The sequence below is a fragment of the Nonomuraea sp. NPDC050540 genome, from assembly GCF_044457485.1.
Taxonomy (GTDB): domain Bacteria; phylum Actinomycetota; class Actinomycetes; order Streptosporangiales; family Streptosporangiaceae; genus Nonomuraea.
Map to the genome: position 1 here is coordinate 1,262,299 of NZ_JBITHA010000001.1, position 26,615 is coordinate 1,288,913.

Annotated in this window: 25 protein-coding genes and 3 tRNA genes; 11 read left to right on the forward strand and 17 right to left on the reverse strand. The window is 70.9% G+C overall.

Features of this window, described 5'->3' with window-relative positions:
- Window positions 1-27: 27 nt before the first annotated feature.
- The 5 genes from ACIBI5_RS05720 to ACIBI5_RS05740 form a co-directional block, all read right to left on the reverse strand.
- Window positions 28-999: a carbohydrate ABC transporter permease gene (locus ACIBI5_RS05720; protein ID WP_397243522.1), complete on the reverse strand. Its 972-nt coding sequence runs from the start codon at window positions 997-999 to the stop codon at window positions 28-30.
- A complete protein-coding gene (locus ACIBI5_RS05725; protein ID WP_397243524.1) occupies window positions 996-2,081 on the reverse strand; it encodes an ABC transporter ATP-binding protein in 1,086 nt (361 codons plus the stop codon). Before ACIBI5_RS05725 ends, ACIBI5_RS05720 begins: the two co-directional genes overlap by 4 nt.
- Window positions 2,074-3,213, reverse strand: coding sequence for an ABC transporter ATP-binding protein (locus ACIBI5_RS05730; protein ID WP_397243526.1), 1,140 nt, complete (start codon window positions 3,211-3,213; stop codon window positions 2,074-2,076). Before ACIBI5_RS05730 ends, ACIBI5_RS05725 begins: the two co-directional genes overlap by 8 nt.
- A 40-nt stretch (window positions 3,214-3,253) precedes the next feature.
- A complete protein-coding gene (locus tag ACIBI5_RS05735; protein WP_397243527.1) occupies window positions 3,254-4,369 on the reverse strand; it encodes a response regulator transcription factor in 1,116 nt (371 codons plus the stop codon).
- Window positions 4,370-4,435: 66 nt separating this feature from the next.
- Window positions 4,436-5,977 (reverse strand): heme peroxidase family protein, encoded by a 1,542-nt coding sequence (locus ACIBI5_RS05740; RefSeq protein ID WP_397243529.1) that lies wholly within the window; start codon window positions 5,975-5,977, stop codon window positions 4,436-4,438.
- A gap of 247 nt (window positions 5,978-6,224) precedes the next feature.
- Here ACIBI5_RS05740 and ACIBI5_RS05745 point away from each other — a divergent pair, with 247 nt between their 5' ends.
- From ACIBI5_RS05745 to ACIBI5_RS05755, 3 genes are all read left to right on the forward strand, one after another.
- Window positions 6,225-7,718: a M28 family peptidase gene (locus tag ACIBI5_RS05745; protein ID WP_397243531.1), complete on the forward strand. Its 1,494-nt coding sequence runs from the start codon at window positions 6,225-6,227 to the stop codon at window positions 7,716-7,718.
- Between the two features lie 77 nt (window positions 7,719-7,795).
- Complete coding sequence (locus tag ACIBI5_RS05750; RefSeq protein WP_397243533.1) at window positions 7,796-8,371, forward strand: helix-turn-helix domain-containing protein; 576 nt, start codon at window positions 7,796-7,798, stop codon at window positions 8,369-8,371.
- Between the two features lie 176 nt (window positions 8,372-8,547).
- Window positions 8,548-9,744: a DUF1684 domain-containing protein gene (locus ACIBI5_RS05755; RefSeq protein ID WP_397243535.1), complete on the forward strand. Its 1,197-nt coding sequence runs from the start codon at window positions 8,548-8,550 to the stop codon at window positions 9,742-9,744.
- Window positions 9,745-9,760: 16 nt separating this feature from the next.
- Here the strand turns inward: ACIBI5_RS05755 and ACIBI5_RS05760 are convergent, their stop codons facing one another.
- The 5 genes from ACIBI5_RS05760 to ACIBI5_RS05780 all read right to left on the reverse strand — a co-directional run bounded on the left by ACIBI5_RS05760 (window position 9,761) and on the right by ACIBI5_RS05780 (window position 11,805).
- Window positions 9,761-10,498: a phosphotransferase family protein gene (locus ACIBI5_RS05760; RefSeq protein WP_397243537.1), complete on the reverse strand. Its 738-nt coding sequence runs from the start codon at window positions 10,496-10,498 to the stop codon at window positions 9,761-9,763.
- 355 nt (window positions 10,499-10,853) lie between these two features.
- Window positions 10,854-10,928 (reverse strand) — tRNA-Val (locus ACIBI5_RS05765).
- Window positions 10,929-10,942: 14 nt separating this feature from the next.
- Window positions 10,943-11,013: transfer RNA gene (locus ACIBI5_RS05770), tRNA-Cys, on the reverse strand.
- Between the two features lie 29 nt (window positions 11,014-11,042).
- Window positions 11,043-11,114 (reverse strand) — tRNA-Gly (locus tag ACIBI5_RS05775).
- A 55-nt stretch (window positions 11,115-11,169) separates the two neighbouring features.
- On the reverse strand, window positions 11,170-11,805 hold the full coding sequence (locus ACIBI5_RS05780) for an amino acid-binding protein (RefSeq protein WP_397243539.1): 636 nt from the start codon (window positions 11,803-11,805) through the stop codon (window positions 11,170-11,172).
- Window positions 11,806-11,984: 179 nt separating this feature from the next.
- On the opposite strand from ACIBI5_RS05780, the gene ACIBI5_RS05785 reads away from it, so the two are divergent.
- Complete coding sequence (locus tag ACIBI5_RS05785; protein ID WP_397243540.1) at window positions 11,985-12,473, forward strand: hypothetical protein; 489 nt, start codon at window positions 11,985-11,987, stop codon at window positions 12,471-12,473.
- 28 nt (window positions 12,474-12,501) lie between these two features.
- On the opposite strand, the gene ACIBI5_RS05790 is transcribed toward ACIBI5_RS05785, so the two are convergent.
- The gene (locus tag ACIBI5_RS05790) at window positions 12,502-12,897 is read right to left on the reverse strand and encodes a hypothetical protein (RefSeq protein ID WP_397243542.1); all 396 of its coding nucleotides are present in this window, start codon (window positions 12,895-12,897) and stop codon (window positions 12,502-12,504) included.
- Between the two features lie 110 nt (window positions 12,898-13,007).
- Between ACIBI5_RS05790 and ACIBI5_RS05795 the strand changes: the two genes are divergently transcribed.
- Window positions 13,008-13,811 carry a heme ABC transporter ATP-binding protein gene (locus ACIBI5_RS05795; protein ID WP_397243544.1) on the forward strand — a complete coding sequence of 268 codons (804 nt, stop codon included), beginning with the start codon at window positions 13,008-13,010 and terminating at the stop codon, window positions 13,809-13,811.
- A 39-nt stretch (window positions 13,812-13,850) separates the two neighbouring features.
- A complete protein-coding gene (dusB, locus tag ACIBI5_RS05800) occupies window positions 13,851-14,960 on the forward strand; it encodes a tRNA dihydrouridine synthase DusB (RefSeq protein ID WP_397243546.1) in 1,110 nt (369 codons plus the stop codon).
- Window positions 14,961-15,191: 231 nt separating this feature from the next.
- Here dusB and ACIBI5_RS05805 read toward each other — a convergent pair whose 3' ends face one another.
- A complete protein-coding gene (locus ACIBI5_RS05805; protein WP_397243548.1) occupies window positions 15,192-15,971 on the reverse strand; it encodes a phytanoyl-CoA dioxygenase family protein in 780 nt (259 codons plus the stop codon).
- Window positions 15,972-16,012: 41 nt separating this feature from the next.
- On the opposite strand from ACIBI5_RS05805, the gene ACIBI5_RS05810 reads away from it, so the two are divergent.
- The gene (locus ACIBI5_RS05810; protein WP_397243550.1) at window positions 16,013-17,140 is read left to right on the forward strand and encodes a helix-turn-helix domain-containing protein; all 1,128 of its coding nucleotides are present in this window, start codon (window positions 16,013-16,015) and stop codon (window positions 17,138-17,140) included.
- Here the strand turns inward: ACIBI5_RS05810 and ACIBI5_RS05815 are convergent.
- Entirely contained in the window at window positions 17,137-17,634 is a 498-nt protein-coding gene (locus tag ACIBI5_RS05815) for a DUF2087 domain-containing protein (RefSeq protein WP_397243552.1), read from the reverse strand. The two genes, ACIBI5_RS05810 and ACIBI5_RS05815, sit on opposite strands and share 4 nt — an antisense overlap.
- 17 nt (window positions 17,635-17,651) lie before the next feature.
- On the opposite strand from ACIBI5_RS05815, the gene ACIBI5_RS05820 reads away from it, so the two are divergent.
- On the forward strand, window positions 17,652-18,221 hold the full coding sequence (locus tag ACIBI5_RS05820) for a hypothetical protein (RefSeq protein ID WP_397243554.1): 570 nt from the start codon (window positions 17,652-17,654) through the stop codon (window positions 18,219-18,221).
- A 523-nt stretch (window positions 18,222-18,744) separates the two neighbouring features.
- Here ACIBI5_RS05820 and ACIBI5_RS05825 read toward each other — a convergent pair.
- Window positions 18,745-21,243 carry a DEAD/DEAH box helicase gene (locus tag ACIBI5_RS05825; RefSeq protein ID WP_397243556.1) on the reverse strand — a complete coding sequence of 833 codons (2,499 nt, stop codon included), beginning with the start codon at window positions 21,241-21,243 and terminating at the stop codon, window positions 18,745-18,747.
- Between the two features lie 85 nt (window positions 21,244-21,328).
- On the opposite strand from ACIBI5_RS05825, the gene ACIBI5_RS05830 reads away from it, so the two are divergent.
- Window positions 21,329-22,312, forward strand: a complete 984-nt coding sequence (locus ACIBI5_RS05830; RefSeq protein WP_397243558.1) for a DUF4344 domain-containing metallopeptidase — start codon at window positions 21,329-21,331, stop codon at window positions 22,310-22,312.
- Here ACIBI5_RS05830 and ACIBI5_RS05835 read toward each other — a convergent pair.
- Window positions 22,309-22,794 (reverse strand): GNAT family N-acetyltransferase, encoded by a 486-nt coding sequence (locus ACIBI5_RS05835; protein WP_397243560.1) that lies wholly within the window; start codon window positions 22,792-22,794, stop codon window positions 22,309-22,311. The genes ACIBI5_RS05830 and ACIBI5_RS05835 overlap by 4 nt on opposite strands.
- Window positions 22,795-22,820: 26 nt before the next feature.
- On the reverse strand, window positions 22,821-24,074 hold the full coding sequence (locus ACIBI5_RS05840) for an acyltransferase (RefSeq protein ID WP_397243562.1): 1,254 nt from the start codon (window positions 24,072-24,074) through the stop codon (window positions 22,821-22,823).
- A gap of 196 nt (window positions 24,075-24,270) precedes the next feature.
- Between ACIBI5_RS05840 and ACIBI5_RS05845 the strand changes: the two genes are divergently transcribed.
- Together ACIBI5_RS05845 and ACIBI5_RS05850 are read left to right on the forward strand one after the other, a co-directional pair.
- The gene (locus ACIBI5_RS05845; RefSeq protein ID WP_397243564.1) at window positions 24,271-25,518 is read left to right on the forward strand and encodes a sensor histidine kinase; all 1,248 of its coding nucleotides are present in this window, start codon (window positions 24,271-24,273) and stop codon (window positions 25,516-25,518) included.
- Window positions 25,509-26,156: a response regulator transcription factor gene (locus tag ACIBI5_RS05850; RefSeq protein WP_184962111.1), complete on the forward strand. Its 648-nt coding sequence runs from the start codon at window positions 25,509-25,511 to the stop codon at window positions 26,154-26,156. The genes ACIBI5_RS05845 and ACIBI5_RS05850 overlap by 10 nt, the downstream gene beginning before the upstream one ends.
- A 152-nt stretch (window positions 26,157-26,308) precedes the next feature.
- Here the strand turns inward: ACIBI5_RS05850 and mihF are convergent, their stop codons facing one another.
- Window positions 26,309-26,614: an integration host factor, actinobacterial type gene (gene mihF, locus ACIBI5_RS05855; RefSeq protein ID WP_184962109.1), complete on the reverse strand. Its 306-nt coding sequence runs from the start codon at window positions 26,612-26,614 to the stop codon at window positions 26,309-26,311.
- Window position 26,615 lies beyond the last annotated feature (1 nt).

Consider the following 26,615-nt stretch of genomic DNA (forward strand, 5'->3'; position numbering starts at 1 on the left):
ACACGGTCCGCGCCCAGGGCAGCCGTCTCATCTCCCGCTCCTCGTCAGCACGGTGAAGAACACGTAGCAGGCGATCTGCACGATGAGGAAGTAGAGCAGCGAGAACGCCCCGGCGGGCCCCAGGTCGAACTGCCCCACCGCGATCTTCGACAGCAGGATGCTCAGGAACGACGTGGCGTTGCCCGGCCCGCCCCCGGTCACCACGAACGGCTCGGTGTAGATCATGAAGCTGTCCATGAACCGCAGCAGGATCGCGATCGTCAGCACCCCGCGCAGCCGCGGCAGCTGCACGTGCCGGAACGTCGCCCACGCCGAGGCCCCGTCGATCTGCGCCGCCTGGAAGTACGGCTCGGGGATCGAGCGCAGCCCCGCGTACGCCAGCAGCGCCACCAGCGGCGTCCAGTGCCACACGTCCATGGCCAGCACGGTGACCCACGCGTCGGTGGAGTCGAGTGTGTAGTTGAAGTTGATCCCGAGCACGTTGTTGACGGCCCACCCGCCGAGCCCGATGTCGCCGCGGGCGAAGATCTGCCAGATCGTGCCGACGACGTTCCACGGGATGAGCAGCGGCAGCGCCACCACGACCAGCGCCACCGACACCCACGCCCCGCGCCGCGGCATGCACACCGCGAGCAGCACGCCGAGCGGGATCTCGATGGCCAGCACCTGCGCCGAGAACATCAGCGTGCGCAGGAACGCCGCCCGCACCTCGGGATCGCGGGTGACCGACCTGAACCAGTCCAGCCCCACGAAGATGCGGTCGGTCGGCGTGAAGACGTCCTGCACCGAGAAGTTGACCACCGTCATCAGCGGGATGACCGCGGTGAAGGCCACCGACACCACGACCGGCAGCACCAGCCACCACGCGCGGTTGTTCTTGGGCTTGACGTCCCTGGGGGCCCGCTCGTCGCCGGACTTCGACGGGGGTACGGCCGGCGCGACGACCTCACCGGCCACCTGGCTGCCGGCGACCTTGGCCGGAACGTCGCCGGCCGTCATGCGCCGCTCCCTTCGAGTGCCGCGAGGGTGCCGCACCTGATCTGGTCGCGGAACAGGTAGGCCCGCTCGAAGTGCAGATGCTCGGCCGTGCCGTGCTCGCCGGGATCGGTCTTGGCGACCAGGTCGCCGCCGTCGGCCCGCGCGTGCACGAGGTGGTAGGAGCCCATCCGGTCCACGCCGGTGACGCCGGCCCGCAGCCCGGGGGAACGGGGGAACGGGCTGATCCTGACGAACTCGGGTCGTACGCCGAGCCGTACCGGACCGTCGGGAAGGGCGCCGTCGTCGCCCACGGCGCGCCCGACGACGGAGGTCCCGACGCGCACGACGCCGCGCTCGACCGCGGCGTCGAGCACGTTCATGCCGGGCGAGCCGATGAAGTGGCCGACGAACTCGTGCGCGGGGGACAGGAACAGCTCCGCGGGCTCGCCGCTCTGCACGATCGCGCCGTCCTTGAGCACGACCACCTCGTCGGCGAAGGTCAGCGCCTCGGTCTGGTCGTGGGTGACGTAGATGAGGGTGTGGCCGGTGTCGCGGTGGATCTCCTTGAGCTTGCTGCGCAGGGTCCACTTCAGGGCGGGGTCGATGACGGTGAGCGGTTCGTCCAGCAGGACCGCCGCCACCTCGGGCCGCACGAGGCCGCGGCCGAGGCTGACGATCTGCTGGCGGCCGGGGTCGAGGCGGCGCGAGCGGCGGCGGAGGTGATCCTCCAGGCCGAGTAACCGGGCGACCTTGCGCACCCGCTCGTCGACCTCGGCCTTCGGGTACTTGCGGTTGCGCAGGGGGAAGGCGAGGTTGTCGTAGACCGACATCTCCTCGTACAGCACCGGGAACTGGAAGACCTGCGCGATGTTGCGGGCCACGGGCGGCAGGCCGGTGACGTCGCGGCCGCCCAGCAGCACCCGGCCCTGGGAAGGGGTGATCAGGCCGGAGATGATGTTGAGCAGCGTGGTCTTGCCGCAGCCGCTCGGGCCGAGCAGCGCGTAGGCGCGGCCGTCGGACCAGGTCCAGGTCATGGGGTTGAGCGCGTGCGTGCGGCCGCCGTCGTAGCTGTGGCCGACGCCCTCCAGCGTGATGTCAGCCATGCAGGTCGACCTCCGTGGCGGTGTCGGCCACCAGTTCCCCCGTTCCGGAGAAGATCAGGATGTGCGCGGGATCCACGTAGGCCACCGCGGGCTCACCGGGCGTGAACAGCTGGGTGCCCGGCAGCTGCGCCACCAGGTGGCGCCGCCCGGCCAGCAGCAGGTGCAGGAACGTCGTGCTGCCAGTGACCTCGGCCAGGCGGATCTCGGCGGGGAACTCGACCTGGCCGGGCCGGGTGCGCTCGATCGTCACCTGGTGCGGGCGGATCCCCAGCACCATGTCGTCGCCGGAGAAGTGCGTGCCGGGCGTGGACAGCGGGACGCCCAGGCATTCCAGGCGGCCCTCGTTCACCACGCCGGGCAGCAGGTTGAGCGGCGGATCGGAGAGGGTGGCGGCCACCGCCAGGGACGGCGGCCGGTCGTACATGCGCGCCACGTCGCCCACGTGCTGGACGCGGCCCTCGCCCAGCACCACCGTCGGGGCCGCGAACATCAGCGCCTCGGCCGGATCGGAGGTGGAGTAGACCACGGTGCCCGGCGAGTCCTTGAACATCGCCTTCAGGTCGGCGCGCAACTGCTCGCGGAGTTTGTAGTCGAGGTTGGCCAGCGGCTCGTCCAGCAGGAGCACGTCGACCGGGCGGGCCAGCGCGCGGGCGATCGCGGTGCGCTGCTGCTGGCCGCCCGACAGCTCGGCCGGGCGCCGCTCCAGCAGGTCGGCGATGCCCATGAGTTCGGCCACGTCGCGCACCCGGCCGTCCACGTCCTTGCGGGGGAATCCGGCTGCCAGGCGTAAGGGAGAGGCGATGTTCTCGTAGACGGTCAGCGACGGGTAGTTGATGAACCGCTGGTAGACGAAGGCCACGGAGCGCTTGCGCACCGGGACCGAGGTGACGTCCTCGCCGTTGACGACCACGCGGCCGTCGGCCGGGGTGTGCAACCCCGCGATCACCCGCATCAGGGTGGTCTTCCCTGCCGCCAGCGGCCCGATGAGGGTCGTCATGCCGCTGGAGAGTTCTAGGTTGATGTCGTCGAGCCACACTTCACCGCGTTGCCGTACGCGGACGCCATCGAGTCTCAGCGCCACATTTCCTCCGGCGGTAGGTCGTGGCTGTCCTGAACCAACATGCTCTTCCATCTAACATCGCCATCAACTCTGCGCAAACAGCACAGGTGATTCAGGAAAGAAGTCCTAGTTCGTAACCCACCGCCAGTGCCTCGGACCGGTTTCGGACATCCAGCTTGCTGAACAGGCGTGACTGAATGTTCTCCACGGTCTTGGTGGTTATGGCCAAGGCCTGGGCCGTCTGCCGTACCGAATGGCCCGTCGCTATGGACCGCAGGATCTGCAGTTCGCGGTCGGTGAGCGCCGAGCGCGCCGCCGCGCGCCTGCTCATCTCCGGGTGTACGGCCCGGCCCAGCTCACTGATCGGCACCACCGCGTCCGGCGCCGGAGACGTGATGACCTGGCCGAACGCGGTCTCGGTGACCACGACCACGCGGGCGCCGAGCGCGTGCATGTGGTGCCAGGCCCCGGACTCGTCGATGATCACGGCCACCAGCGGGCGGCGGAGCATGAGCGTGTCGTCCTCGTGCGTCCAGCGGTCGCCGGCCACGAAGACCGGTAAGTGCTGCCGGATCAGGTTCTCCACGACTGCGTCGCGGCAGCTTCCCGGCCCGCCGAAGACGACCGCCAGCGGAACCGTGGCCGGCCGGGCCCCGGACCGGAACAGCAGGCCGAGCCGGGCGGCCAACGAGACCAGGTTGACCCGGCTGTGCACCTCGGTCTTGGCGAAGATGCGGCGCATGTGGTTCTCGACGGTGGCCGGGGCGATGCCGAGCATCCTGGCCGCCTCCTGCACGCTGTGCCCCGAGGCCGCCAGCGCGAGGACGTCCAGGTCGCGCCGGGTCAGGACCGGCGGGTGGGCGGGGCGGGCGCGTGGTTCGAACGGGCAGCGCCGTACCGCTTCGAGGAGGGCGGCCAGCCCGCGTGAGTAGGGCACCAGCGTCAGTCCCGCGCCCACCGCCCGCACCACGTCGCGCACGTCCATGCTCGCGTAGGTGAGCACGAGGCCGCGGCCGTGTAATCCCGGGAGCTTGGCCATCACCTCCTCGAAGTCGTCCGCGACGTCGATCACTGCGACGTCGACGTCGCGGATGCGGCAGAGTCGTTCCAGGTCGGAGAGGTACTGGGTGAGCCCGGACATGCTCAGGCCGGGCTGCCCGGTGAGGGCGGTGGCGAGCGCTTCGCGGAGCAACCGGTTGGCGGAGTGCGCGGCCACGTGGATGGCCATACGCAGAATGTACTCAAAAGAAGCTTTCTTGTCTGTAAACAGCTCTTACCGGAACTTGTCAGGGTGTCATTGTCCCCGGCTGGCCGGATCGAGCTTGGCGAACCGCAGCAGATCGACCATCGTGAACGTCCCCGGGCTGCGGCTCGGCAGCGTCGGCCGCCAGTTCGGACCGGCCGCGAGGTAGGAGCCGGGGTCCTTCTGCAGCAGGCCGACGAAGACCTCGCCGATCAGCCGGGCGCCGACCCCGGCCAGCTGGATGCCGTCGCCGAGGTCCTGGCCCTCCTTGAGCACGTAGTACCAGAGCGGCGCGTTCGTGCCGAAGCCGAGCGGGCCGAGCTCGGAGGTGTCGACGTGCGGGATGCCCATCGTCGTGGCCAGGCGCTGACCCGACGGCAGCGACCAGGTGAGATGCCGCAGCAGGTTACGGGTGGCCAGCGAGATCGGCGGGTCGCCGCTCGGGATCGAGCGCAGCGGAAGCTGGAAGAGCGGCGTGGACAGCTGGGTGTCCATGCGCTTGTTCGGGCGTACCTGGCCGTCGCCGAAGTTGAAGAACGTCTGCCAGCCGATGAAGCGCCGCCCGGCCCGCGCGCCGCCCCGCAGGTCCACCGGGTCGGCCTGGCCCTCGGCCACCGGGTCGAAGATGAAGCCGAAGAACGGCCGGCCGCCGTCACCGGCCAGGTTGGCCCGGTAGGACGGGCGGATCATGCTGTGGCCGAAACGGTAGGCGATCTGGAATTCCACCGGGATCGACGGCGCGCCGGGCGGCCGGTAGAACTGGCGGCCGAAGCGCAGGATGTGGTCCACGAGCGGCCGGCCGATGATCTGCGGCAGGAACTCGTTCAGGATGATCCACTGGTAGTGCCAGAGGACCGTACGGCGGGCCGTCTCGAACAGGGCGCTCTCCGGTGTGCCCTGGGCGCGCAGGCGCTCGACGACCTTGTTGTGGAAGACGAGGAACGCCGCGTGCAGACCCGAGATCATCAGGTTCTCGTCGTTGCGCGGGTCGCCGATGATCGCCCGCTGGTCCGGCTGCCTCGGCACGTCCTCGAACAGGCCGCCGCTCTCCACGCGCATCGTGATCCGGTCGGCGTTGAAGAGGTGCGGGCTGGCGGTGGGGCCGCCGCCGTACACCGTGTCGAGGTCGAAGGCGGGGGTGCGCAGGTTCGGCGAGGACTCCGGCCGGGTCGGCACGCCCAGCGGCGAGGCGTTGTCGAAGGTCATGTCGTGGTCGAGGAACTGGCCGAAGAACGTGACGCCCGCGGTGTGGAAGGGGTTGTCGCGGTTGTTCGGGCTGAGCTCCGGGTTGGTGATCAGCCGGATCGGGCCCTCGTGCAGCGGGTCCTTCGCGTCCAGGATGCCGCCCAGCTTGCCCATCTCGGTCAGCGCCGCCCGTACCTGGGGCGTCGCCTGGGCGAACGGGGGCAGGTTGAACACCCGGCCGAAGTTGTTGACCAGCGTGCCCTCCTGCTCGGCGCGTGCTGAGGCGGCGATGGCGGCGTCCAGGTCGAGCGCGACGATCGCCGCGCTCGCTCCGAAGCCGCCGAGGAAGGTCCGCCGGGTGACGGCGGACGAGTCCGTGATGGGTGGGGGTAACCATCCTCGACGCATCTTGCTTCCTCCTCTGTACGGGGGGTTCGACGGGAAGCTTCGTCGCGTCGGGAGTGTGAGCTTGGCCGGAAGAGTGGCGCAATGACCCCAAGGTTCACCGGGTTTCCCAAGGGCTTCCCGCCCTCCCAGGGGGTACGCGGGGCCCTGGGGGTGCTCGGCCCTCCCAAGGGGTCTGTGCGCATGACTGGTCGATCCGGATTTGTGGAGTTATGTTCGGGCTCCCCGGATCTCCCCGCAGAGGAGTGGCATGAGATCACGTCTGCTCGCCGTACTCGCCACGCTCACCCTGGTCTTAGCCGGAGGCCTCCACCAGGCCACCGGCGCGACCGCGCTCGCCCCGCCCGACATCCCCCTCGCCAACGTCAAGGCGCACCTGACCCAGTTCCAGAGCATCGCCACCGCCAACGGCGGCAACCGCGCCCACGGCCGCCCCGGCTACCTGGCCTCCGCCAACTACGTCAAGGGCCGCCTGGACGCCGCCGGATTCACCACCACGCTGCAGTCGTTCACCTACAACGGCGCCACCGGCTACAACGTCCTCGCCGACTGGCCCGGCGGCGACCCCAACGACATCCTCATGGTCGGCGCCCACCTCGACAGCGTCACCGCGGGACCCGGCATCAACGACAACGGCTCCGGCAGCGCCGCCATCCTGGAGACCGCGCTCGAGGTCTCCCGGCAGGCGCTGCAGCCGACCAAGCACCTGCGCTTCGCCTGGTGGGGCGCGGAAGAGCTGGGGCTGCGCGGGTCGCAGTTCTACGTGACGAACCTGGCCGCCACGGAACGGGCCAAGATCAAGGCGTACCTGAACTTCGACATGGTCGGCTCGCCCAACGCCGGCTACTTCGTCTACGACGGAGACAACTCCGACGGCGTCGGCTCCGGCCCCGGCCCCGCCGGGTCGGCCGCTCTTGAGCGCACGCTGCAGGACTACTTCACCTCCGTCGGCGTCCAGACGCGTGGCACCGACTTCGACGGCCGCTCCGACTATGGGCCCTTCATCTCACGCGGCATCGCCGCCGGCGGCACCTTCACCGGAGCCGAGGGCATCAAGTCGAGCGCCCAGGCGCAACTGTGGGGCGGCACCGCCGGGCAGGCCTTCGACGTCTGCTACCACCGCGCCTGCGACACGACCTCCAACATCAACGACACCGCGCTCAACCGCCACGCCGACGCCGTGGCCTATGCCGTGTGGACCATCGCCACCGCCGTACCCCCCGTCGTGGTCTGGGAGGACACCTTCGAGACCGACAAGGGCTGGACCCGCCTGACCGGCAGCGCCACCACCGGCCTGTGGGAGCGCGGCGACCCCGAGGCCACGACCTCCAGCGGCGCCAAGCAGCTGGGCACCACGGTCAGCGGCGTCAACGACCTGGTCACCGGCCGCCTCGCCGGCGCCGCGGCGGGCGATCACGACATCGACGGCGGCACCACCGCCATCCAGTCACCCGCGGTGACGCTGCCCAGCGGGACGGTGAAGCTGTCCTTCGCCTGGTACCTGGCCCACGGCAGCAACGCCACCAGCGCCGACTACCTGCGGGTCAGGGTCGTCGGCACGACGACCGGCACGGTCTTCGAACAACTCGCCGCCGCCACGGACCGCGACGGCGCCTGGACCACCTCGACGGTGGACCTCTCGTCCTTCGCCGGCCAGAGCGTCCGCATCGTGGTCGAAGCCGCCGACGCCGCCACCGCCAGCCTCGTCGAGGCCGGCGTCGACGACGTCAAGATCATCCGCTAGCCGGTACGGCGCCGCCCCACCGCTCCGGGGGCGGCGCCCACCCGCTCACCTTGCACCGCGGACATACGATGTTGCCCATGGCGCAAGATGACGGCGAGCTGGACAGCCTCGTCCGCAAACGGATCCGCGCCCTGCGCGTGGCACAGGGCTGGTCGCTGGAGGAACTGGCCACCCGCGCCAACGTCAGTCAGTCCACGCTCTCGCGCATCGAGAACGGCCGGCGCCGCCTCGCCCTGGACCAGCTGGTCACCCTCGCCCGCGCTCTGGACACGACCTTGGACCAGCTGGTCGAGACCGCCTCCGACGACGTCGTCACCAGCCCGATGATCGACGGGGCCCACGGCCTGATGCGCTGGCCCGTGAAGGGCGACCCGGGCATGAGCGTCGTGCGCCAGCGCATGACCGAACCGCCGCCGGACAACCCCGCACGTATGCGCGCGCACCCCGGCCGGGAATGGCTCGTCGTCCTGTCCGGCACCGCGATCCTCATGCTGGGCCACCGCCGCATCCGGGTCGAGACCAACCAGGCGGCGGAGTTCCCCACCATGCTCCCGCACGCGATCGGCGCCGAGGGCCCCTGCGAGATCCTGGGCATCTTCGACCGCGACGCCCGCCGGGGCCACCAGCGCGACGGCGGCGGCTCCTCCACCTAGGCCCCTGCGGACGAGTCACGGGCCCGCGCCGCCGTTGCCCGCCGAGCAGCCGAACCGTCCATCGTCTTGCCTTATACGCAAGAGGTGATGCTCTCCGCGCATACCGCTCGTAGGTTGGGTGGCCACGGGCCGCGTAACACCACCACGTTCGCGGCCGGAGAAGAAGGGAGCCACTCATGGCCGCACAGCAGTCCTTTGCCTATCAACATGCACCAGAGGCGCGCGCCGGGTACGAAGCCTGGCGCGAGGAACGCTGGGAGGAGGTCGCCGGCCCGAACGGCAAGGCCAAGGTCGTCGCCAACGGCACAGTGACCGATCAGGACCTTCACACCATCGCCGGCATCCCCGGCACGTGGTCCACCAGCGCGACCGGCGCCCTGACCGTGACGGCGAGCGCCGGCGACGGCGTGCGGGTGGGCGGCGAAACAGTCGACGGAACCGCGGAGGTGGCGCCCGGCAGCACGCTGGAGTTCCCCGGCGGCCGCGTCGGCTTCGCCGCAGGCGGCGACGGATCCTACGGTCTGGTCGTCATGGACCACCAGGCGGTCGAACGCTCCGGCCTCGCCGGAATCGACACCTTCCCCTATGACCCGGCCTGGGTCTTCGACGGCGAGTACCGCGAGGCCCCCGAGGGCCGCCGCATCGAGGTGGAACGGCTGACGTCGCCGCGCAGCACCGAGGCCATCCGGGCCCCCGTCGACCTCGTCGTGACCGTCAACGGCACCGAACACGTGCTGGCCGTCCTCGAAGACATGCCCGGCCAGCGCCTGGTCGTGTTCACCGACGAGACGAACGCGGACACCACGCCCGAGATCGGCCGCTGGCTCGTCCTGCCGCTCCTGGAACCCGGAAGCAAGCTCACCGTCGACTTCAACAAGGCGACGCTCTCCCACCACCACCTGCGGCCGTCCGTCTTCGTCTGCCCCCTCTCACCTCCCGGCAACCACCTGCCGACGCGCGTCGAAGCAGGCGAACGCGCCCTGGTTTACAACACAGGCATCACCGCCATGAGCCAGGACCTCAAGGACAAGGCCATCACCTACCTGCGCAGCCTGGAGAAGGCCGACTGGGACACCGCCCGCGCCATGTGCGCGCGGACGGCCACCGTCTGGCACAACGACGGCAAGGGCGAGTCGGGCATCGAGGAGAACATCGCGGGGATGAAGGAGCAGATCCACACCATCGAGTCGATGCGCTACGACATCACCCGCCAGTTCTCCCAGCCCGGAGAAGTCCTTCAGCAGCACGTCGTGCACGTGGCCGCCAGGAACGGCGTACGCGGCGAGGTGCACGCCGCGGTCTACTTCCGCTTCGACGACGAAGGACTGATCACCCGCATCGAGGAGTACGCGAACTTCATCCCCGCCGGCTAGGTTCCGCCGTCCGGCCTCACATCCGGGCTTTCAGCACGTCCACCTCGCAGCCCGGCGAGGACGGGTCGAAACCGTGCTCGATCAGCCAGCGGATCGCCCGCAGGCTCCGCAACGACCACCACCCGCGGATCACGTCGAGGTTGACGTCGGTGCCGTAGCCGGCGACGACGTCACCAAGACGCTCCTCGTGTCCGAGCGTCAAGCTGGCCAGGTCGTACAGGGCATCGCCCCGGGCCGCCTCGGACCAGTCGATCACGCCGGTGACCTTGTCACCCTCGACGAACACGTGGGTGATCTGCAGGTCGCCGTGCGCGAACACCGGCGTCCACGGCCGGAGCGCCGCCTCGGCGACCTGGCGGTTGCGGGTGACCAGGTCGAAAGGAAGGACGTCGTTCGCGACGAGCCACTCACATTCGCCGTCGAGGTTCGCGGCGATCTCGTCGAGGCTCCGACCGGGCCACGGCGGCAGCGGCGCCTCATGCAGTTTCCGTACGGCGGCGCCCGCCGCTGCCCACGCCGCCGGTGACGCGGCCGACGGCTCGCCCAGGCGGCCGAGGGCGGTCCCGGGGACGGCGGCGAGCGCGAGCACGGGCGGCCTGCGCCACAGCACCTCCGGCGTCGGGACCGGCGCTATGGCCATCGCCTGGACCTCGACATCGGTGCGCGTCTGATCAGCGTCGATCTTCAGGAACACATCACCGACGCGCAGGGTCGCGCGCTCGCTATGGGCGACGACGACTTCGACCTCTTCCACGCCGGCCATTGTCGCGGGGATGGCCAAGGATGTCGCCAGAATTTTCCCGAGCTCCCGAGCTCCCGAGCTCCCGAGCTCCCGAGCGATCGTGCGGTCCGTGTGTCCGCCCGCCCGTCTGGCCGTGCGCCCGAGCGATCGTGCGGCCGGTGCGTCCGTCTGATCGCGCGCCGGTCCGACCGGCCGAGCGGCCGTGCGCCTGACCCCCGTCACGCCGACCGGCGGCCTCGTGCGCGGCAGTGGTCGCCGGCCGGTGCCGGAGATCGACGTTCTCGGCTGCCTGGCGCCGCCGCCTCGGCCACGAAACTAAAAACGGCCCTGCCCGCACGCCCAAAGGGCGCGGAAGGCAAGGCCGTGCTGGTGGACGATACTGGGATTGAACCAGTGACCTCTTCCGTGTCAGGGAAGCGCTCTCCCGCTGAGCTAATCGTCCGGGTATTCAACTAGAGGTGGAGACGGGATTTGAACCCGTGTGGACGGCTTTGCAGGCCGCTGCCTCGCCTCTCGGCCACTCCACCGAGCGAGGCCCCAACCTGCGGCCTCTCCGAGCGGAAGACGGGATTCGAACCCGCGACCCTCACCTTGGCAAGGTGATGCTCTACCACTGAGCCACTTCCGCGTCCGCCGCTGCTCGCGGCGACACAGCAACTCTAGCGGGTTTTTGGAGTGGATGCTCACTTGCGCAGCTGACGGGCCACGCTGCGTTCGGTCGCCGGGAGGCTGAGGAAGATCTCCAGGATGCGGGTGAGGCGGTGGACCTCGATCCGGTGGAAGGCGGGGCCGTCGGCTCTGGCCAGCATCAGCGTGAGGGCCAGCGGCGGGAGCGGGGCGTGGATGAGGTGCAGGCCGGACTCCAGGGTGGTCGCCACGGGGCGGGGCGGGTTCTCGGGCGGGAGGACGATCTCCTGGGGGGCTCGCCAGCTGGAGTAGACGGTCGCGTCGGCGGTGGACGCGGCGGCCCAGTCGGCGCTGAACAGCACCGGCAGCGAGTCGATGAGCGTGGTCAGCGCGCGCTCGCCCGCGGTGGTGATGTACTTGAGGATCTCCAGCTCGGGGTAGGTGCCGGCGGCTTCGCGGGTGGCCCAGATCGCCTCGACGCGTACACCTTGGACGGTCAGCAAGCCCTTGGCCAGCGTCTCCTTGGGGGTGCCGTCCGGGCAGAAGACGGTGATGTCGTCCACGGCCCGCCCGCCGCCGCGCTCCAGGACGGTCAGCTGCGTGATGTCGGCTCCGGCCACGCCCAGCACCCGGGTGACCTGACCGAGCGAACCCGGCCGGTCGGGCAGCGTGAGCCGTAGTCGAAGCAGCATCGTTCGCCTCCCCATCGATCGCAGCTCACAGCGTATCGGCGATGGTCGTTCGGGGTGCTGTCATCACGAATCTGCGCGACTTTCTGGTACGGCACACACCCCCGGATACCGGCCATTCCCCCACGGGATGAACCGCCACGCCTCCCATGACGTCGTTGCGCGTGAAGGCGGTGGTGAGGATGGCCCCCAGAAGCGCACTGGCCGCGCTGGCCCTGCTCGCGGCGGCCTGCGGCGCGGGCCCCGTCACGAGCGCGGGCTCCACCGCCGGCGCGGGCCTCACTCCCGGGCTCGCCCCGTCCCCGTCGGGTTCGGTCGTCTCGCCGTCTGCCGTGTACGTCTGTCACGACCACAAGGTGCCGCTCGGCGTGCTCACAGAAGGCAGGCCCGCGACCGAGCTCGGTCCCGACGGGCTGGCCGCGCTCGGCGGTGAGGAGGTACGGCGCCCGCCCGACCTGGAGCGGTGGCGGGTCGTGGAGGAGGGGCCGGAGCGCGTGGCCCTGATGGCCGACCGGGAGGTCCGGCTGCTGATCGGCGTGGCCGGAGCGCCGGGCCGGGCGCAGACCTGCCAGGGCAACCCGCGCACGCCGTTCACGGTCGAGCTGTCCGCGCCGCTGGGCGATCGCGTGCTGCTGGACGCCGCGATCCACCCCGTCAGGCGGATCCGGTAAAGGTCGGGCGGATCCGGGGAGGGTGGGGTCAGGCGGGTTCGGTGATGGCCAGGCGGTCGGCGGCCCACAGGACGGCGGCGTCGTAGTCCACGGTGCCGAGGACGGTCAGGCCGCCGGGGCCGGGGTTCTCCACGAGGTCGGCCAGTGACGGGGTGGCGACCACGCTGACGTAGCCGACGCACCACTCGGCGATCTCCGCCTCGCGCTCGGACCAGAACGCGTGGATGATCTCCAGCGCCCCCTTCTCCGGCGCCTGGCGTTCGCGCTGGTCCACGACGACGGCGAAGCGGCGGTTCTCGGCCCTGGCGCGGGCGAGCACGTCGAGCATGCCGGCGTTGAGGCGGTCGGCCTCCGCGACGGTGAGGCGGCCGTTCTGGGCGGCGGTGACCAGAGGCCACCGGCCGAGGTCGACGTTGTTGCCCATGGGCATGGCTCCTTCAGTGACATTTAGCTGCAAAACCGGTCAAAACTATCGCATGAAGAGGATGTGATATTAGGTGAGGCTAACCTAAATTACAGCAGTGGAGGAAGAGCATGAGGCCACGCGTCCCCGCCCGCCCGGCCCACGGCACGGTCTACGCCGAGGCCGCCGGGGTGTGTTTCGGCTATGGGAGTGAGCCGGTGCTGCGCGGCGCCGACCTGGCCGTGTTCGCCGGGGAGGTGCTGGCGCTCGTGGGGCCCAACGGCTCCGGCAAGTCCACGCTGCTGTCCGTGCTGGCGGGCGACGTGCGGCCGCGGGCGGGAGCCGTACACCTGGATGGGCGGCCTGTGGCCGCCTGGACGGCGCGTGAGCTGGCGCTACGGCGGGCGGTGCTTCCCCAGCGGCTCGATCTGGCCTTCCCGTTCACGGTCGAGGAGGTCGTGGGCATGGGACGGGCGCCGTGGGCGCGCACGCCGGGGGAGGAGCAGGACGCGCAGGTCGTCGAGGCCGAGCTGGAGCGGGCCGATGTCGCGCGGTTCAGGACGCGCGCCTTCCAGGAGCTGTCGGGCGGCGAGCGGGCGCGGGTGGGGCTGGCGCGGGTGCTGGCGCAGCGCACGCCGATGCTGCTGCTCGACGAGCCGACCGCCGCGCTGGACATCCGCCACCAGGAGGCGGTGCTCGGGCTGGCGGGGGAGCGGGCGCGCGCGGGTGACGCCGTCGTCGTGGTGCTGCACGATCTCGCGCTCGCCGCGGCCCACGCCGACCGGGTGGCCGTGCTGTCGGAGGGTGTCGTGCGGGCGTGCGGGACGCCCGCGCGGGTCCTCGGCGAGGAACTGCTCAGCCACGTGTACGGCCACGCCGTCGAGGTGCTGCCCCACCCGCGCACGGGCGTGCCGCTGGTCGTGGCCAGGCGCTGAGTTTCCGTCCGAGGGGGGAAGTCGGCTACAAATGAACGGGTGAAGATTGGGCCGATGGGGGTGTGGCCGCCGGTCGTGCTGGCGCCGATGGCGGGGATCACGAACGCGCCGTTCCGCGTGCTCTGCCGTGAGCAGGGCGCGGGGTTGTTCGTGTGCGAGATGATCACCACGCGGGCGCTGGTGGAGCGCAACCCCAAGACGCTCAGGATGATCAGGTTCGCCGACGGGGAGCGGCCGCGCAGCATCCAGCTCTACGGCGTCGACCCCGAGACCGTCGGGCGCGCGGTCAAGATGATCGCCGAGGAGGACCTGGCCGACCACGTCGACCTCAACTTCGGCTGCCCGGTGCCCAAGGTGACCAGGCGCGGGGGAGGTTCCGCGCTGCCGTACAAGCGCAATCTGCTGCGGCGAATCCTGCGCGAGGCGGTGCGCAACGCGGGCCCGCTGCCGGTCACCATGAAGATGCGCAAGGGCATCGACGACGACCACCTCACCTACCTCGACGCCGGGCGCATCGCGGTCGAGGAGGGCGTCGCGGCGATCGCGCTGCACGCGCGCACCGCCAAGCAGCATTACGGCGGGCAGGCCGACTGGGCGGCGATCGCGCGGCTCAAGGAGGCGGTGCCCGAGGTGCCGGTGCTCGGCAACGGCGACATCTGGAGCGCCGACGACGCGCTGCGCATGGTCGCCGAGACCGGTTGCGACGGCGTCGTGGTGGGGCGGGGCTGCCTTGGGCGGCCGTGGTTGTTCCGCGATCTGGAGAACGCCTTCAACGGCGATTCGTCGCGCGCGAAGCCGTCCCTGGGCGAGGTCGCCGACGTCATGGAACGGCACGCCGGAGGGCTGGCCGCCTGCTTCGACACCGAACGGTACGCGGTGGCCGACTTCCGCAAGCACGTCGGCTGGTACCTCAAGGGCTTCACCGTCGGCTCCGAGCTGCGCCGCGCGATGACCACGGCCGAGTCGCTGGAGGAGCTGCGTACGGCCCTGGCCAAGCTCGACCGCGACCAGCCGTGGCCGCCCAACACCGACACCCCGCGCGGCAAGTCGGGCGAGCGGGACCGGGTGCACCTGCCGGACGGCTGGCTGGACGACCCGTGGGACAGCCACGTGCCCGCCGACGCCGAGTCGGACATCTCCGGCGGCTAGGTGTTCTGTCCTGAGAGGCTGGGTACGCGGTTGGCGGGTGGCTGGCCGCCGAGTGCGGTGCGGCCGCGGTGGTGATGGCGGGTGTGCAGCCATTGCGAGAGTGGTCGTCGACGGCGTTGCATGAAGGGCTTTCTGGTTCAGGGGTAGATGTCGCAGTCCACACCGAACCCGGAAGCCCTTCGTCATGCCACAACGATCAACCCCTGTACCTAACCTCCGTGGTCGGAACAGCTAGTGCGGTCCCGACGCCTCGGTGCCGCACGGCCCGCCGCCCTCGGCGGCCGCGAGCGGGTGGGGCGCGCCCGCCATCGTGAGCGTCGGGTAGTAGGCGGAGATGCGCTCGGCCGAACGGCCCGCGTAATGGAAGATGAGGCTGCGGCGGAAGCGGTCGGCCGTGGTGTTCGGGCCGGAGCCGTGCACGAGGCTGCCGTTGAAGAACAGCACGTCGCCCGGCTCCATGTCGACCGGCACGCGCTCCAGGCCGGGCGGCGGCGGGACGTACTCGCGGGTGAAGGAGATGGACGGGTCCGCGTCCTCCGGGCAGAACAGGTCCATCTTGTGCGTACCGGGCACGACCTCCAGGCCGCCGTTGGCCCGGTCGACGCGGTCCACGGCGATCCAGGCCGCCACGCAGGTGCCCGGCTCGACGCGCAGATAGAAGTTGTCCTGATGCAACGCCTGCCCGCGGGCGCCCGGCGGCTTGAAGTAGAACATGCTCTGGGCTGCTATCGGCTCCTCCTCCAGCAGCTCCCGCAGGACGGCGGCGATCCTGGCGTCCAGGAGATAGCGCAGCGCGACGTCGTTGATCTGGTGCGGGTGCATGATGCGCGGATAGGCCCGCAACCCGTCGTACGGCAGGCCGGGTTCCTGGGGCTTCGGCGAGAAATGACCTGGGACGGGGCCCGCGGCGTGCAAGCGCGTGAACTCCTCCCGCAGCAGATCCGCCTCGTGCGGGGCCAGCAGGCCGCGGATGACGATGTAGCCCTGGTCGTGGAAATCCTTGGTGTCCATGCCTTCGAGCCTAAGAACGCGGGCTGTGGGAGGGTATGCCGGTGAGCGCCGACGACATGTCTATTCCTGCTGCCGAGCTCGTCATCGTGGGCCACTACGACAAGGGGCCCGGCTATGCCACGCGGCGGCCGTCGGGCTCGCCGAGCTGGCTGCTGATGTGGACACAGGAGGGGGCGGGGCTGGTCGAGCAGGGCGGGGCGGCGCTCACGGCGGGCGCGGGCGACCTCGTGGTGCTGGCCTCACGGGCGGCACACCACTACCGGACGGAGGGGGAGCGCTGGCGGTTCTGGTGGGTGCACTTCCAGCCGAGGCCGTCCTGGGTGACCTGGCTACGCCCCTACGCCCTCTCACCCGGCTGCCACCTCGCCCCCGGCCCCCACCAGCGCACCCCAACCACCCAGCCCACCCTCCCGCCTGGCACCACGCTTGGGCACGGCGACAACCTCGGGTCCCGCACCAACCTCCCGCCCGGCAGCCCGGGAGCGGCGGCGGGTGAACCCCCGTCGGTGTCCGGCCGGATCGAGCGGGCGTTCCTGCGGGCGCATGCCTATGCCCGCTGGAGCGGCCGGGGTGTGCCACCGGAGCCGGGGGAGACGTCCCGGCCGGTGGCCGCCATGGCGGAGCGGGCCCGCGAGCTGGTGCTGGGCGCGGTGGAGGAGATCCTGCTCCTGGCGACAGCCGCTCCGGACGCCTTCGGACCAGAGCTGGGCGACGGCGAGATGGGGCCGGGCGCATGGGGCGCGAGCGCACCGGATGCGGGTGGCGTGAGCGCGCCGGGACCAGGCGGGTTGGGCGGGCCGGGGCCGGGTGGGTCGCGTGGGGTGGGCGGGTTGCGTGGGGTGGGTGTGGATCGGAGGGTGGCGCGGGCACTGGAGTTGATCGCCGCGGAACCGGGCGCCCCGCACACCGTCACGTCGCTGGCGGCGGCCGTGGCGCTGTCGCCGTCCCGCTTCGCCCACGTGTTCGCCGAGCGCACCGGCCGCACCCCCATGCGTGCGGTACGAGCCGCCAGGCTGGCCCACGCCGCCCAGCTCCTGGAAGCCACCGACCTGGACATCGGCCAGGTGGCGGCGGCCTGCGGCTTCGTCAGCCCCTTCCACTTCAGCCGCACCTTCGCCCAGGAGTACGGCCTGCCACCCCGCGCCTACCGCCGGCGCCTGAACTCCTAGAGTTCGACCGGCCCGCCGCTGCGCCAGTACACGTTGCCCTCCCGCGACAACAGATCCGCGTCGACCAGATACCGCCGCAAAGCCGCGTAGTCATCGTGGAAGGCCCGCAACGCCACGTTCACATCTTTCTCCGCGTACCGCACACCCGGCTCGAACACCCGCACGATGTACCGCAGCACCACCAGCCGCTTCTCGTGCTTCATCGGCATCGTCTGCAGCCGCCCCTCCACCAGGAACGTCTGCAGCACCCGCTCCTCCTCGCTCAGCCGCGGCGAGGGCTCGGCCAGCGCTTTCAGCAGCTCACGGAAGCGCTCCGGCCGCGCCCGCCACCGCCCCTCCCCATCCGGTACGGCCAGCCCGCCCGCCCGCAACCTCTCCAGCACCTTCGGGGGAAGCTCGGCGGCACCGGCGTCCAGCACCAGCGCCGAGAAGGCCCGCAGGGTGTCGTCCTGAGCCAGCAACCCGAGAACCCGCTTGACGTCTTCGTCGCTCATTCCCCCTATTTTGAACCATGCTGAAGACGATTCTCGTCGCCTCCGTCATCGCCGGAGCGATCCCCCAAGGCTTCCTGCTGTACGAGAAGGACGCCGCGAAGAAGGACAAGAACCCCGAGACCAGCTGGGCGGTGAGCAAGAAGAAGACCGCCAAGTCCGTCGTGAACCCCTGCGACCGCGCCGCCCTCGGCCAGGCCGGCCGTACCTCCGCGAAGACGATCATCTACACGGCGGTCCCCGACTACTCCAAGTCGGAACAGGTGATCCTCTACACCGGCGCCGCGTCGGCCGGCGCCGCCCTGGCGGGGATCAAGAGCGCGGCCGCCTCGTGCGGCACGAAGGGCTACCGGTTCTCCGCCCGCGCGGTGAAGCTCGGCGACGCCGCCCTCGCGGTCACCGGCCAGAGCTACTACAAGGGCAAGGCCGCGGTCGGCGGCGAGCGCGCGATCGTGGTCCGCCGGGCGAACGCGCTCATCGTGTACACGCAGGCAGGGGAGTGGGGCAAACCCGCCACGGCCGACTTCGCCCGGCAGACTCAGGACGCCAGGCGCATGCTGGCCAAGGTCTGCCAGATCGCCTCGTGCTGAATGTCTCGATCTTGAGACATTGTCATGACACGACGGCGAACCTCGTGACCGGACACTAGAGGAAGAGGCGTGTGCCGGGGCGCCCTTGCCAGTCCGTCCCGGCGCACGGCTTAACCATCTCCCGCGGTGGCCGGCCCGTCCACCGCCCGAGCCCCCGGGCTCCCGCCGCGGTCGAGCACTCCCCGGAAGAGCACCGTCGCCTGGACGTTGACCGCACCTCCGGCGATCCAACCGCCCACCCGGCCCCCATAGAGCGAACGCGAGCCATACCACGCCTCCGGCGGCACCCCCCGGCGCTGCCGAGCGCAGGGGAGTACCGCACCGCATCAGGGGCGATCCCCGCGCTCGCGTGTCCAGACGCCTTGGCGGGGCGCTGCGACGCGCGTGCTGCGGTCGCGAAGGGCGCGGGCGCGGCCCGCGCTTGCGCGCCGCACCGCGCCTTCGGCGGCGACGAGGGGGCCGCGGGACGGGTTGCGGGCTGTCGTGGGGTCAAGGGGTGGCGGTCGCTGCGGCGGTGGGGCGGTCAGAGGCGGTTCAGGCCCTGCACGTGCAGGACGGCCCGGCCCTCCTCGTCGGAGGCGGTCAGGTCCACCTGGGCGTCGATGCCCCAGTCGCCGTCCCCGGCCGGGTCCTTCACCGTCTGGCGGACCTTCCACAGCCCGCTCTCCTCCTCGATCCGCAGCAGCGCGGGCCCCCGGGCGTCGGCGCCGGTGAGGATCTCCTCGTGGTCGTCGTAGTACGCGTCGAGCGCCGCGGGCCAGTCGACGTCGGGAGCCAGCTCGGCCAGCTCCTCCTCCTTCTCCAGCGCGCACAGCTCCACCAGGCGGAACATCGCGTTGCGCACCAGCACCCGGAACGCGCGCACGTTGGCGGTGACGGGACGGACCTTGGTCTCCAGCTGGTTCTGCGCCTCCAGCGCCTCGGCCGGGTTGGCCAGCTTCTCCCACTCGTCGATCAGCGAGGAGTCGACCTGGCGCACGAGCTCGCCCAGCCATTCGATGAGGTCGACGAGGTCCTCGGTCTTCAGGTGCTCGGGCACGGTGCGCGACAGGGTCCGGTAGGCGTCGGCCAGGTAGCGCAGGACGGTGCCCTCGGAGCGGGCCAGCTCGTAGACCTGGATGTACTCGCTGAACGTCATCGCCCGCTCGTACATGTCACGCACGACCGACTTGGGGCTGACGGTGTAGTCGCCCACCCACGGGTGGCCGCGCCGGTAGGTCTCGTAGGCGCCGAGGAGCAGCGTCTCCAGCGGCATCGGGTACATGACCTCGGTGAGGGCGTCCATGCGCTCCTCGTACTCCATGCCGTCGGCCTTCATCTGCGCGACGGCCTCGCCGCGGGCCTTCTTCAGCTGGGCCGCGAGGATCTGGCGCGGGTCGTCGAGGATGGACTCGACGATGGAGACCATGTCGAGGGCGTAGCTGGGGGAGTCCTGGCCGAGGAGTTCGAAGGCGGCCAGGGCGAAGGTGGACAGTGCCTGGTTGAGGGCGAAGTCCTCCTGCAGCTCGATCGTCAGGCGGGCGCGGCGGCCCTGCTCGTCGGGGTCCTTGAGCTGTTCGACGATGCCGCCGGCCAGCAGGGAGCGGTAGATGGCGATGGCCTGGCTGATGTGCCGGCGCTGCCACTTGCGGTCCTCGTGGTTGTCGGTGAGCAGGTGCTTCATGGCGGCGAAGCAGTCGCCGGGGCGGTTGATGACCGCGAGCAGCATCGCGTTGCTGACCTTGAAGCGGGAGTTGAGCGGCTCGGGCTCGGCGGTCTGGAGCTTCTCGAACGTCTCCTCGCTCCAGCCGACGAAGCCCTCCGGCGGCTTCTTGCGGGCGTAGCCGCGCCGCCGCTTCGGGTCGTCGCCGATCTTGGCCAGCGCCTTGGCGTTCTCGATGTCGTGCTCGGGGGCCTGGCAGGCGACGTAGCCGATGGTGTCGAACCCGGCCCGGCCGGCGCGGCCGGCGATCTGGTGGAACTCGCGGGCGCGCAGCCTGCGCACCTTGTTGCCGTCGTACTTGGACAGGGCGGTGAACAGCACGGTGCGGATCGGCACGTTGACGCCGACGCCGAGGGTGTCGGTGCCGCAGATGACCTTCAGCAGACCGGCCTGGGCCAGGCGCTCGACCAGCCGCCGGTACTTGGGCAGCATGCCGGCGTGGTGGACGCCGATGCCGTGCCGTACCAGGCGCGAGAGGGCACGCCCGAAGCGGGTCGTGAAGCGGAAGCCCCCGATCATGGCCGCGATGGCTTCCTTCTCCGCCTTCGTCGCCATGTTGATGGACATGAGGGACTGGGCCCGTTCCATCGCGGAGGCCTGCGTGAAGTGCACCACGTAGACCGGCGCCTGGCCGGTGGAGAGCATCTCCTCCAGCGTCTCGTGCAGCGGCGTCATCCGGTAGGAGTAGATCAGCGGGACGGGGCGTTCGGCGTGCTTGACGACCGAGGTCGGTTTGCCGGTGCGGCGGGTCAGGTCGCGCTCGAACATCGACACGTCGCCCAGCGTGGCCGACATCAGGATGAACTGGACGTTGGGCAGCTCCAGCAGCGGCACCTGCCAGGCCCAGCCCCGGTCGGGCTCGGCGTAGAAGTGGAACTCGTCCATGACGACCTGGCCGACGTCGGCCGCGGCGCCGTCGCGCAGCGCGAGGTTGGCGAGGATCTCGGCGGTGCAGCAGATGATCGGGGCGCCGGGGTTGACGCTGGCGTCGCCGGTCATCATGCCGACGTTCTCGACGCCGAAGACCTCGCACAGGTCGAAGAACTTCTCCGAGACCAGCGCCTTGATCGGCGCGGTGTAGAACGTGCGGATGTCCCTGGTGAGGGCGGCGAAGTGCGCGCCCGCCGCGACCAGTGACTTGCCGGAGCCGGTCGGGGTGGCGAGGATCACGTTGCTGCCCGAGACGACCTCGATCAGCGCCTCCTCCTGGGCGGGGTAGAGCGTGAGCCCGCGGTCGGCGTTCCAGCCGACGAACGCGTCGAAGATCTCATCGGGCTCGGCGTCGATCTCTTCCGGCAGGCGGTCTACGAGGAGGCTCACCCCCCTATCCTGCCGAATTCCCGGACCTGCTCGAACACCCCCGCCCGGATCCGTCGCAGTTCGGAGCGGATGATTACATAGTGTTATGAGTCGATCGCTTTTGGTGGCCGGTGTCCTGGTAGTGGCGTTGAGCGCCTGCGGTACGACCAAACCGCAGCCCTCGGTGCCCGCCGAGCCGCCCGCGGCGGGGGGACAGGCGAACCCGAGCCCGTCCGCCAGCCCGTCGCCCAGCGCTTCGGCCAGTCCCTCCGCGAGCCCGAGCACCCCCGCGTTCATCCCCTCCTACGTGGCGCCCGAGGACAAGGACCTGAGGCCGGCCGAGAAGCTGATGCGCGACCACCACCTGCTCCAGGAGTGGGCCGAGTCGGCCTCCGACGCGTTCATCCCGCCGCGCGACATCCCCCTGAAGGCCGAGCAGTGCGACACCGTCAACGCCTTCTACAGCCCGGAGGATCGGACGATCACCATGTGCTACGAGATGGTGGCGTACCTGCAGAGCCTCTTCGCCGCGCCCGAATCCGGCCAGAGCGCGACGCCCGACCCGCAGGACGTCGACGAGAGCGTCGTGGGCGCGATGAGCGGCATCTACTACCACGAGCTCGGCCACGCCCTCATCGATCTGTACGACCTGCCCTCCACCGGCAGGGAGGAGGACGCCGTCGACCAGCTCTCCGCCCTCGTGCTCATCAGCTCGGCCGAGGACCAGCGGGACTACTCCGAGATCATCAGCACCATCCAGGCGTGGGGCCGGATGTCGCAGCAGGAGGTGTCGCAGCCGCTGGACAAGACCGTCTTCGCCGACGAGCACTCGCTGAGCGTGCAGCGTTATTACAACATGATGTGCTACCTCTACGGCTCCAACCACAACGCCTTCCTGCCGCTGATCGCCGACGGCGCGCTGCCGGTCACGCGGGCGGTGCGCTGCGAGGAGGAGTACGCCAAGATGGCCAAGGCCTGGGCCACCCTCCTGGCCCCGCACATGCGCACCGACCTGCCCGACATATCCCCCAGCCCGAGCCCGAGCCCCAGCCCGAGCACCACCCCGTCCCCCTCGGGCACGCCCGGCTAACTCAGGTCCAGCTGCATCAGCACGGTGTCCAGCCAGCGCCCGTGCTTGAAGCCGACCGCCCGCAGCCGTCCCGCCTCCTGGAAGCCCAGCGCCCGGTGCAGCTTCGCCGAGGCCGGGTCGCCGCCGTCGGCGATCACCGCGATGATCTGGCGCGCCCCGCTGTCCCTGCAGGCCGCGACCAGCGCCTCCAGCAGCGCCCTGCCCAGCCCCCTGCCGGTGAAGCCGGGCGCGAGGTAGACCGTGTCCTCCAGGCTGTGCCGGTAGGCGGGCTTGGGCCGGTACGGCCCCGCGTAGGCGAACCCGCCGACCGCGCCGTCCGCCTCCGCCACCAGGAACGGCAGGCCCGAGGCCGCCTTCGCCCGCCAGAAGCCGGGTTCCGGCGGATTCTCCTCGAAGGTGGCCACGGTGTTGAGCACGTAGTGGGCGTAGATGTCGGCGACGGCGGGCAGATCGGCCTCGGTCACCGGTCGGATGACGCTCATGCCGCCCGATTGTGCCCGAGAACGCCTCACCACCTGGCACGCGGCCCGGTGAGGAGCAGGCCGCCGAGGATCGCCACCGTGCCCAGGACCGGCGCGAGGCCGGGGGCGAAGCCGTACACCATGAGCAGGACGAGTCCGACGCCGATCAGCGCCGCGGCCGGGCCCGAGGCGGACCACGACGGCTTGCCGTACGGCAGCCCCGGCGGCTCCTCGAAGCGGGCGAAGCACCGCACCAGCGGCCACATCACCAGCGTCAGCAGCCCGAACCAGATCGGCCACCCCGCCAGCCAGCCGAAGCTGCCCGGAGCCGGCGTGTCGACGCCCAGCACCACCACGACCACCCCGGTCACGGCGAACAACGCCGGCATGTGCCACAGGTACACGGTCATGATCCGCGGCCCCGCCCAGGCCAGCACCTTCCCGGTACGCAGTCGCACCAGCCACGGCCGCAGCAGCATCGCCAGCCCGATCTGCCCGAACGAGACCGCCAGCATGGCGAGCGTGGGCGGCGCCATGTTCGACACCGCGGCGCCCGGCATCCCGATCATGCTGCCCGGGTACGGGCCGAAGGCCACCAGCAGCGCCGCCGCCCCGAACCCGGCGGCCGCCATCAGCGCCGGCCCGCGCAGCCGTCCCTCGGCGTAGAAGAAGCCGAGCTGGTGCACGGCGATCCAGACGAACACGACGTTGGCGTAGCCGAGCGCCTCCACCCCCGAGGAGAACCGGACCACGTCGCTCACGACCGCCCCCGCGGCCAGCACCGCCACGACCCGCCAGCCGAACCGCTCGTGCGCCTTCATCATGGGCGGCGTGATGGTGACCGCGATCAGGTACACGGCCAGGAACCACAGGAGCTGCCCGGTCAGCCGCGCCCCTGTCTCCAGCGGCTGAGCGGGCACCCCCATCGCGGCCAGCATCTGCGGCAGCGGAATCCACACCGCCGCCAGCGGCAGCAGCGGCCAGGCCAGGCGGCGCAGCCGTACGTTCAGCCACTGCGGCGCGCCGGCGTGGGCGCGGCCGAAGCTGATGGCGTTGGCCGCCCCGCCGGCGAAGAACACCAGCGGCATCACCTGGCTGATCCACGTGACCACCCAGACCCCCGGGGTGGCCAGCGCGTTGCCGGTGGTGAGCCGGCCGCCGTCGTAGCTGAGCACCGGGATCGTCCAGTGCTGCAGCACCACGAGCGCCATGCCGAAGACCCGCAGCAGGTCGATGAAGGTGTCGCGGCGTGCGGGCGCCTGGACGACCCGCCTGGGTGGGTGGTCGAGCAGGACGGTCATGGGGGCCTCGATTCGGTGGATCATTCGGTGGAAAACGCGATGAACCAAGGCTTCCGGCCAGGCGGCCGCTGCACAGTGACGCCCGCCTCCCTCTTCGGGTCAAGATCCCACCACCAGGCTCGGTAGTGCTGGCCCTACCCCCAAAGGCGGGCGTACCCGGTCGTCTCAGCGGGGACGGGGCCGTAGCGTTGACGGCATGCGCTCCCTGATGAGACGAGTCCTCCTGGACTCGCGCTACACCCTGGTCGGCTTCCCGACAGCCGCCATCACGTTCGTGCTGATGGTGGCCGGTCTCGCCGCGGGCGTGGGCACCGCGGTGGTGTGGATCGGGCTGCCGATCCTGGCGGGCACGCTGATGCTGGCCCGTGCCTTCGCGGAGGGCGAGCGCGGCTGGCTGTCGGACGTGCTGGGCCGCCCGCCGGTCCGCCCCCGCTACAAGCCGGCCCCTCCGGGCGCGGGCCGCCTGCGCCGCCTGGTCAACCCGCTGACGGCCGGGCAGTCGTGGCTCGACCTGCTGCACGGCATCCTGAACTTCCCGGTCGCGATCGCGTCGTTCGTGATCACGATCGTGTTCTGGGCCATCCCGATCATGGGACTGACGTATCCGATCTACGGGATCTTCACCTCGCGCATCCCCGGCAACCAGGAACTGCCCGAGCTGCTCGGGTTCGGCGACGGCTACGGGGTCAACGTCCTCTTCCACGTCGGCCTGGGCCTGATCGGCGTGGTCCTGCTGCCGTTCGTCACCCGGGGCGCCGCGCTGCTGCGCGCCGCGCTCGGGCGCGTGCTGCTGACCGGCGTCGCCGAACTGCAGGAGCGCATCACGGACCTGTCGGAGTCCCGCTCCGCCGCCGTGTCCGCGGAGGCGAACGCGCTGCGCAAGCTGGAGCGCGACATCCACGACGGGCCGCAGCAGCGCCTGGTCTCGCTCGCGATGGAGCTGTCACGGGCGCAGCGGCAGATGCAGAAGGACCCCGAGGCGGCCCAGGTCACCATCAAGGAGGCCATCAGCGCCACCCGCGAGACCCTCGACGAGCTGCGCGCCCTCTCGCGCGGCATCGCCCCGCCCATCCTGTCCGACCGCGGCCTCGCGCCCGCGCTCGCCGCCCTGGCCGGGCGGTGCACGGTCCCGGTCGACCTCGACGTGCAGACAGTCGAGCGCTACCAGGCCGCCGTCGAGAACGCGATCTACTTCGTCTGCGCGGAGACGCTCACGAACGTCGCCAAGCACAGCCGGGCGCAGAGCTGCACGATCCAACTGGTCAAGACCGGTGACACGCTCATGCTGATCATCGGCGATGATGGTGTCGGCGGCGCACACGTCGCCAAGGGACACGGTCTCGCCGGACTGGCCGACCGGCTGCGCGCCGTGGACGGCGAGCTGACGGTGCAGTCACCTGACGGCGGGCCGACATTGATCGTGGCGGAGGTTCCGTGCGGGTAGTGGTCGCCGATGACGCGGTGCTGATCAGGGCGGGCCTGGTCAGGCTCCTGGAGGAGTTCGGCTTCGAGGTGGTGGCGACGGTGGGCGACGGTGACGCGCTCGTCGAGGCCGTCGCCGAGCACCGGCCGGACGTGTCGGTGGTGGACGTGCGGATGCCGCCGTCCTTCACCGACGAGGGGCTGCGCGCCGCCGTCGAGGCGCGGCGCCGGGTGCCTGGGGCGCCGGTGCTGATCCTCTCCCAGTACGTGGAGGTCTCCTACGCCGACGACCTGCTCGCCGACGCCCGGGGCGCGGTGGGCTACCTGCTCAAGGACCGGGTCGTCGACGTGGACGAGTTCCTCGAGGGCCTGCGGCGGGTCGCCGCGGGCGGCACGGTGTTCGATCCGCAGGTGGTGTCCCAGTTGATGGTGCGCAGGCGAAGGGACGACCCTCTCGCCCAGCTGACCCCGCGCGAGCGGGAGGTGCTCGGGCTGATGGCCGAGGGCAAGTCGAACCCGGCGATCGGGCGGCAGCTCGTGATCAGCGACGGCGCGGTGGAGAAGCACATCCGCAGCATCTTCGCCAAGCTCGGGCTCTACGCCGAGGACGGTGACCAGCATCGCCGGGTTCTCGCCGTCCTGGCCTATCTGCGTTCCTGACGCGTGGCGTGGGGTTCGCCTGTGGAGGGGTGGCGGGGGGTGCGGGCCGCCCGCCGTACGCGCACAGGGGATTCTGCGCGCCCGCACCAGGCGGGCGCGAGGCGCCGGCCGGTCCGCGCGGCAGTGCGCGCGGACCCTGGCGGCTCGGCTGTCTAGCCGAGCGCGTCGACCAGCTTCTTGCGCTGCTGGGCGCCCAGGCCGCCGAGGCGGCGCTTCTCGTCGACGCCCGCCTCCTCCATCAGCGCCGTCGCCTTGGCCGGGCCGACGCCCTTGACCGCGCGAAGGGCCTGGGAGACCTTGATCTTCTTGGCGATGTCGTCGTCGCGCTCCAGCAGCTGAGCGAACGACAGCTCACCGGCCTTGACCTTGGCGAGCAGGGCGGTGCGGGCGGCGCGAGCCTCCGCTGCCTTCTCCAGCGCTGCCTTGCGCTGCTCAGGGGTAAGGGTAGGAAGTGCCATC

Bases quoted from the DNA above. Each gene is read 5' to 3' on its own strand.
- ACIBI5_RS05720 (WP_397243522.1), bottom strand. From the start codon at position 999: ATGACGGCCGGCGACGTTCCGGCCAAGGTCGCCGGCAGCCAGGTGGCC.
- ACIBI5_RS05725 (WP_397243524.1), bottom strand. From the start codon at position 2,081: ATGGCTGACATCACGCTGGAGGGCGTCGGCCACAGCTACGACGGCGGC.
- ACIBI5_RS05730 (WP_397243526.1), bottom strand. From the start codon at position 3,213: ATGGAAGAGCATGTTGGTTCAGGACAGCCACGACCTACCGCCGGAGGA.
- ACIBI5_RS05735 (WP_397243527.1), bottom strand. From the start codon at position 4,369: ATGGCCATCCACGTGGCCGCGCACTCCGCCAACCGGTTGCTCCGCGAA.
- ACIBI5_RS05740 (WP_397243529.1), bottom strand. From the start codon at position 5,977: ATGCGTCGAGGATGGTTACCCCCACCCATCACGGACTCGTCCGCCGTC.
- ACIBI5_RS05745 (WP_397243531.1), top strand. From the start codon at position 6,225: ATGAGATCACGTCTGCTCGCCGTACTCGCCACGCTCACCCTGGTCTTA.
- ACIBI5_RS05750 (WP_397243533.1), top strand. From the start codon at position 7,796: ATGGCGCAAGATGACGGCGAGCTGGACAGCCTCGTCCGCAAACGGATC.
- ACIBI5_RS05755 (WP_397243535.1), top strand. From the start codon at position 8,548: ATGGCCGCACAGCAGTCCTTTGCCTATCAACATGCACCAGAGGCGCGC.
- ACIBI5_RS05780 (WP_397243539.1), bottom strand. From the start codon at position 11,805: ATGCTGCTTCGACTACGGCTCACGCTGCCCGACCGGCCGGGTTCGCTC.
- ACIBI5_RS05785 (WP_397243540.1), top strand. From the start codon at position 11,985: ATGGCCCCCAGAAGCGCACTGGCCGCGCTGGCCCTGCTCGCGGCGGCC.
- ACIBI5_RS05790 (WP_397243542.1), bottom strand. From the start codon at position 12,897: ATGGGCAACAACGTCGACCTCGGCCGGTGGCCTCTGGTCACCGCCGCC.
- ACIBI5_RS05795 (WP_397243544.1), top strand. From the start codon at position 13,008: ATGAGGCCACGCGTCCCCGCCCGCCCGGCCCACGGCACGGTCTACGCC.
- ACIBI5_RS05805 (WP_397243548.1), bottom strand. From the start codon at position 15,971: ATGGACACCAAGGATTTCCACGACCAGGGCTACATCGTCATCCGCGGC.
- ACIBI5_RS05815 (WP_397243552.1), bottom strand. From the start codon at position 17,634: ATGAGCGACGAAGACGTCAAGCGGGTTCTCGGGTTGCTGGCTCAGGAC.
- ACIBI5_RS05820 (WP_397243554.1), top strand. From the start codon at position 17,652: ATGCTGAAGACGATTCTCGTCGCCTCCGTCATCGCCGGAGCGATCCCC.
- ACIBI5_RS05830 (WP_397243558.1), top strand. From the start codon at position 21,329: ATGAGTCGATCGCTTTTGGTGGCCGGTGTCCTGGTAGTGGCGTTGAGC.
- ACIBI5_RS05835 (WP_397243560.1), bottom strand. From the start codon at position 22,794: ATGAGCGTCATCCGACCGGTGACCGAGGCCGATCTGCCCGCCGTCGCC.
- ACIBI5_RS05840 (WP_397243562.1), bottom strand. From the start codon at position 24,074: ATGACCGTCCTGCTCGACCACCCACCCAGGCGGGTCGTCCAGGCGCCC.
- ACIBI5_RS05845 (WP_397243564.1), top strand. From the start codon at position 24,271: ATGCGCTCCCTGATGAGACGAGTCCTCCTGGACTCGCGCTACACCCTG.
- mihF (WP_184962109.1), bottom strand. From the start codon at position 26,614: ATGGCACTTCCTACCCTTACCCCTGAGCAGCGCAAGGCAGCGCTGGAG.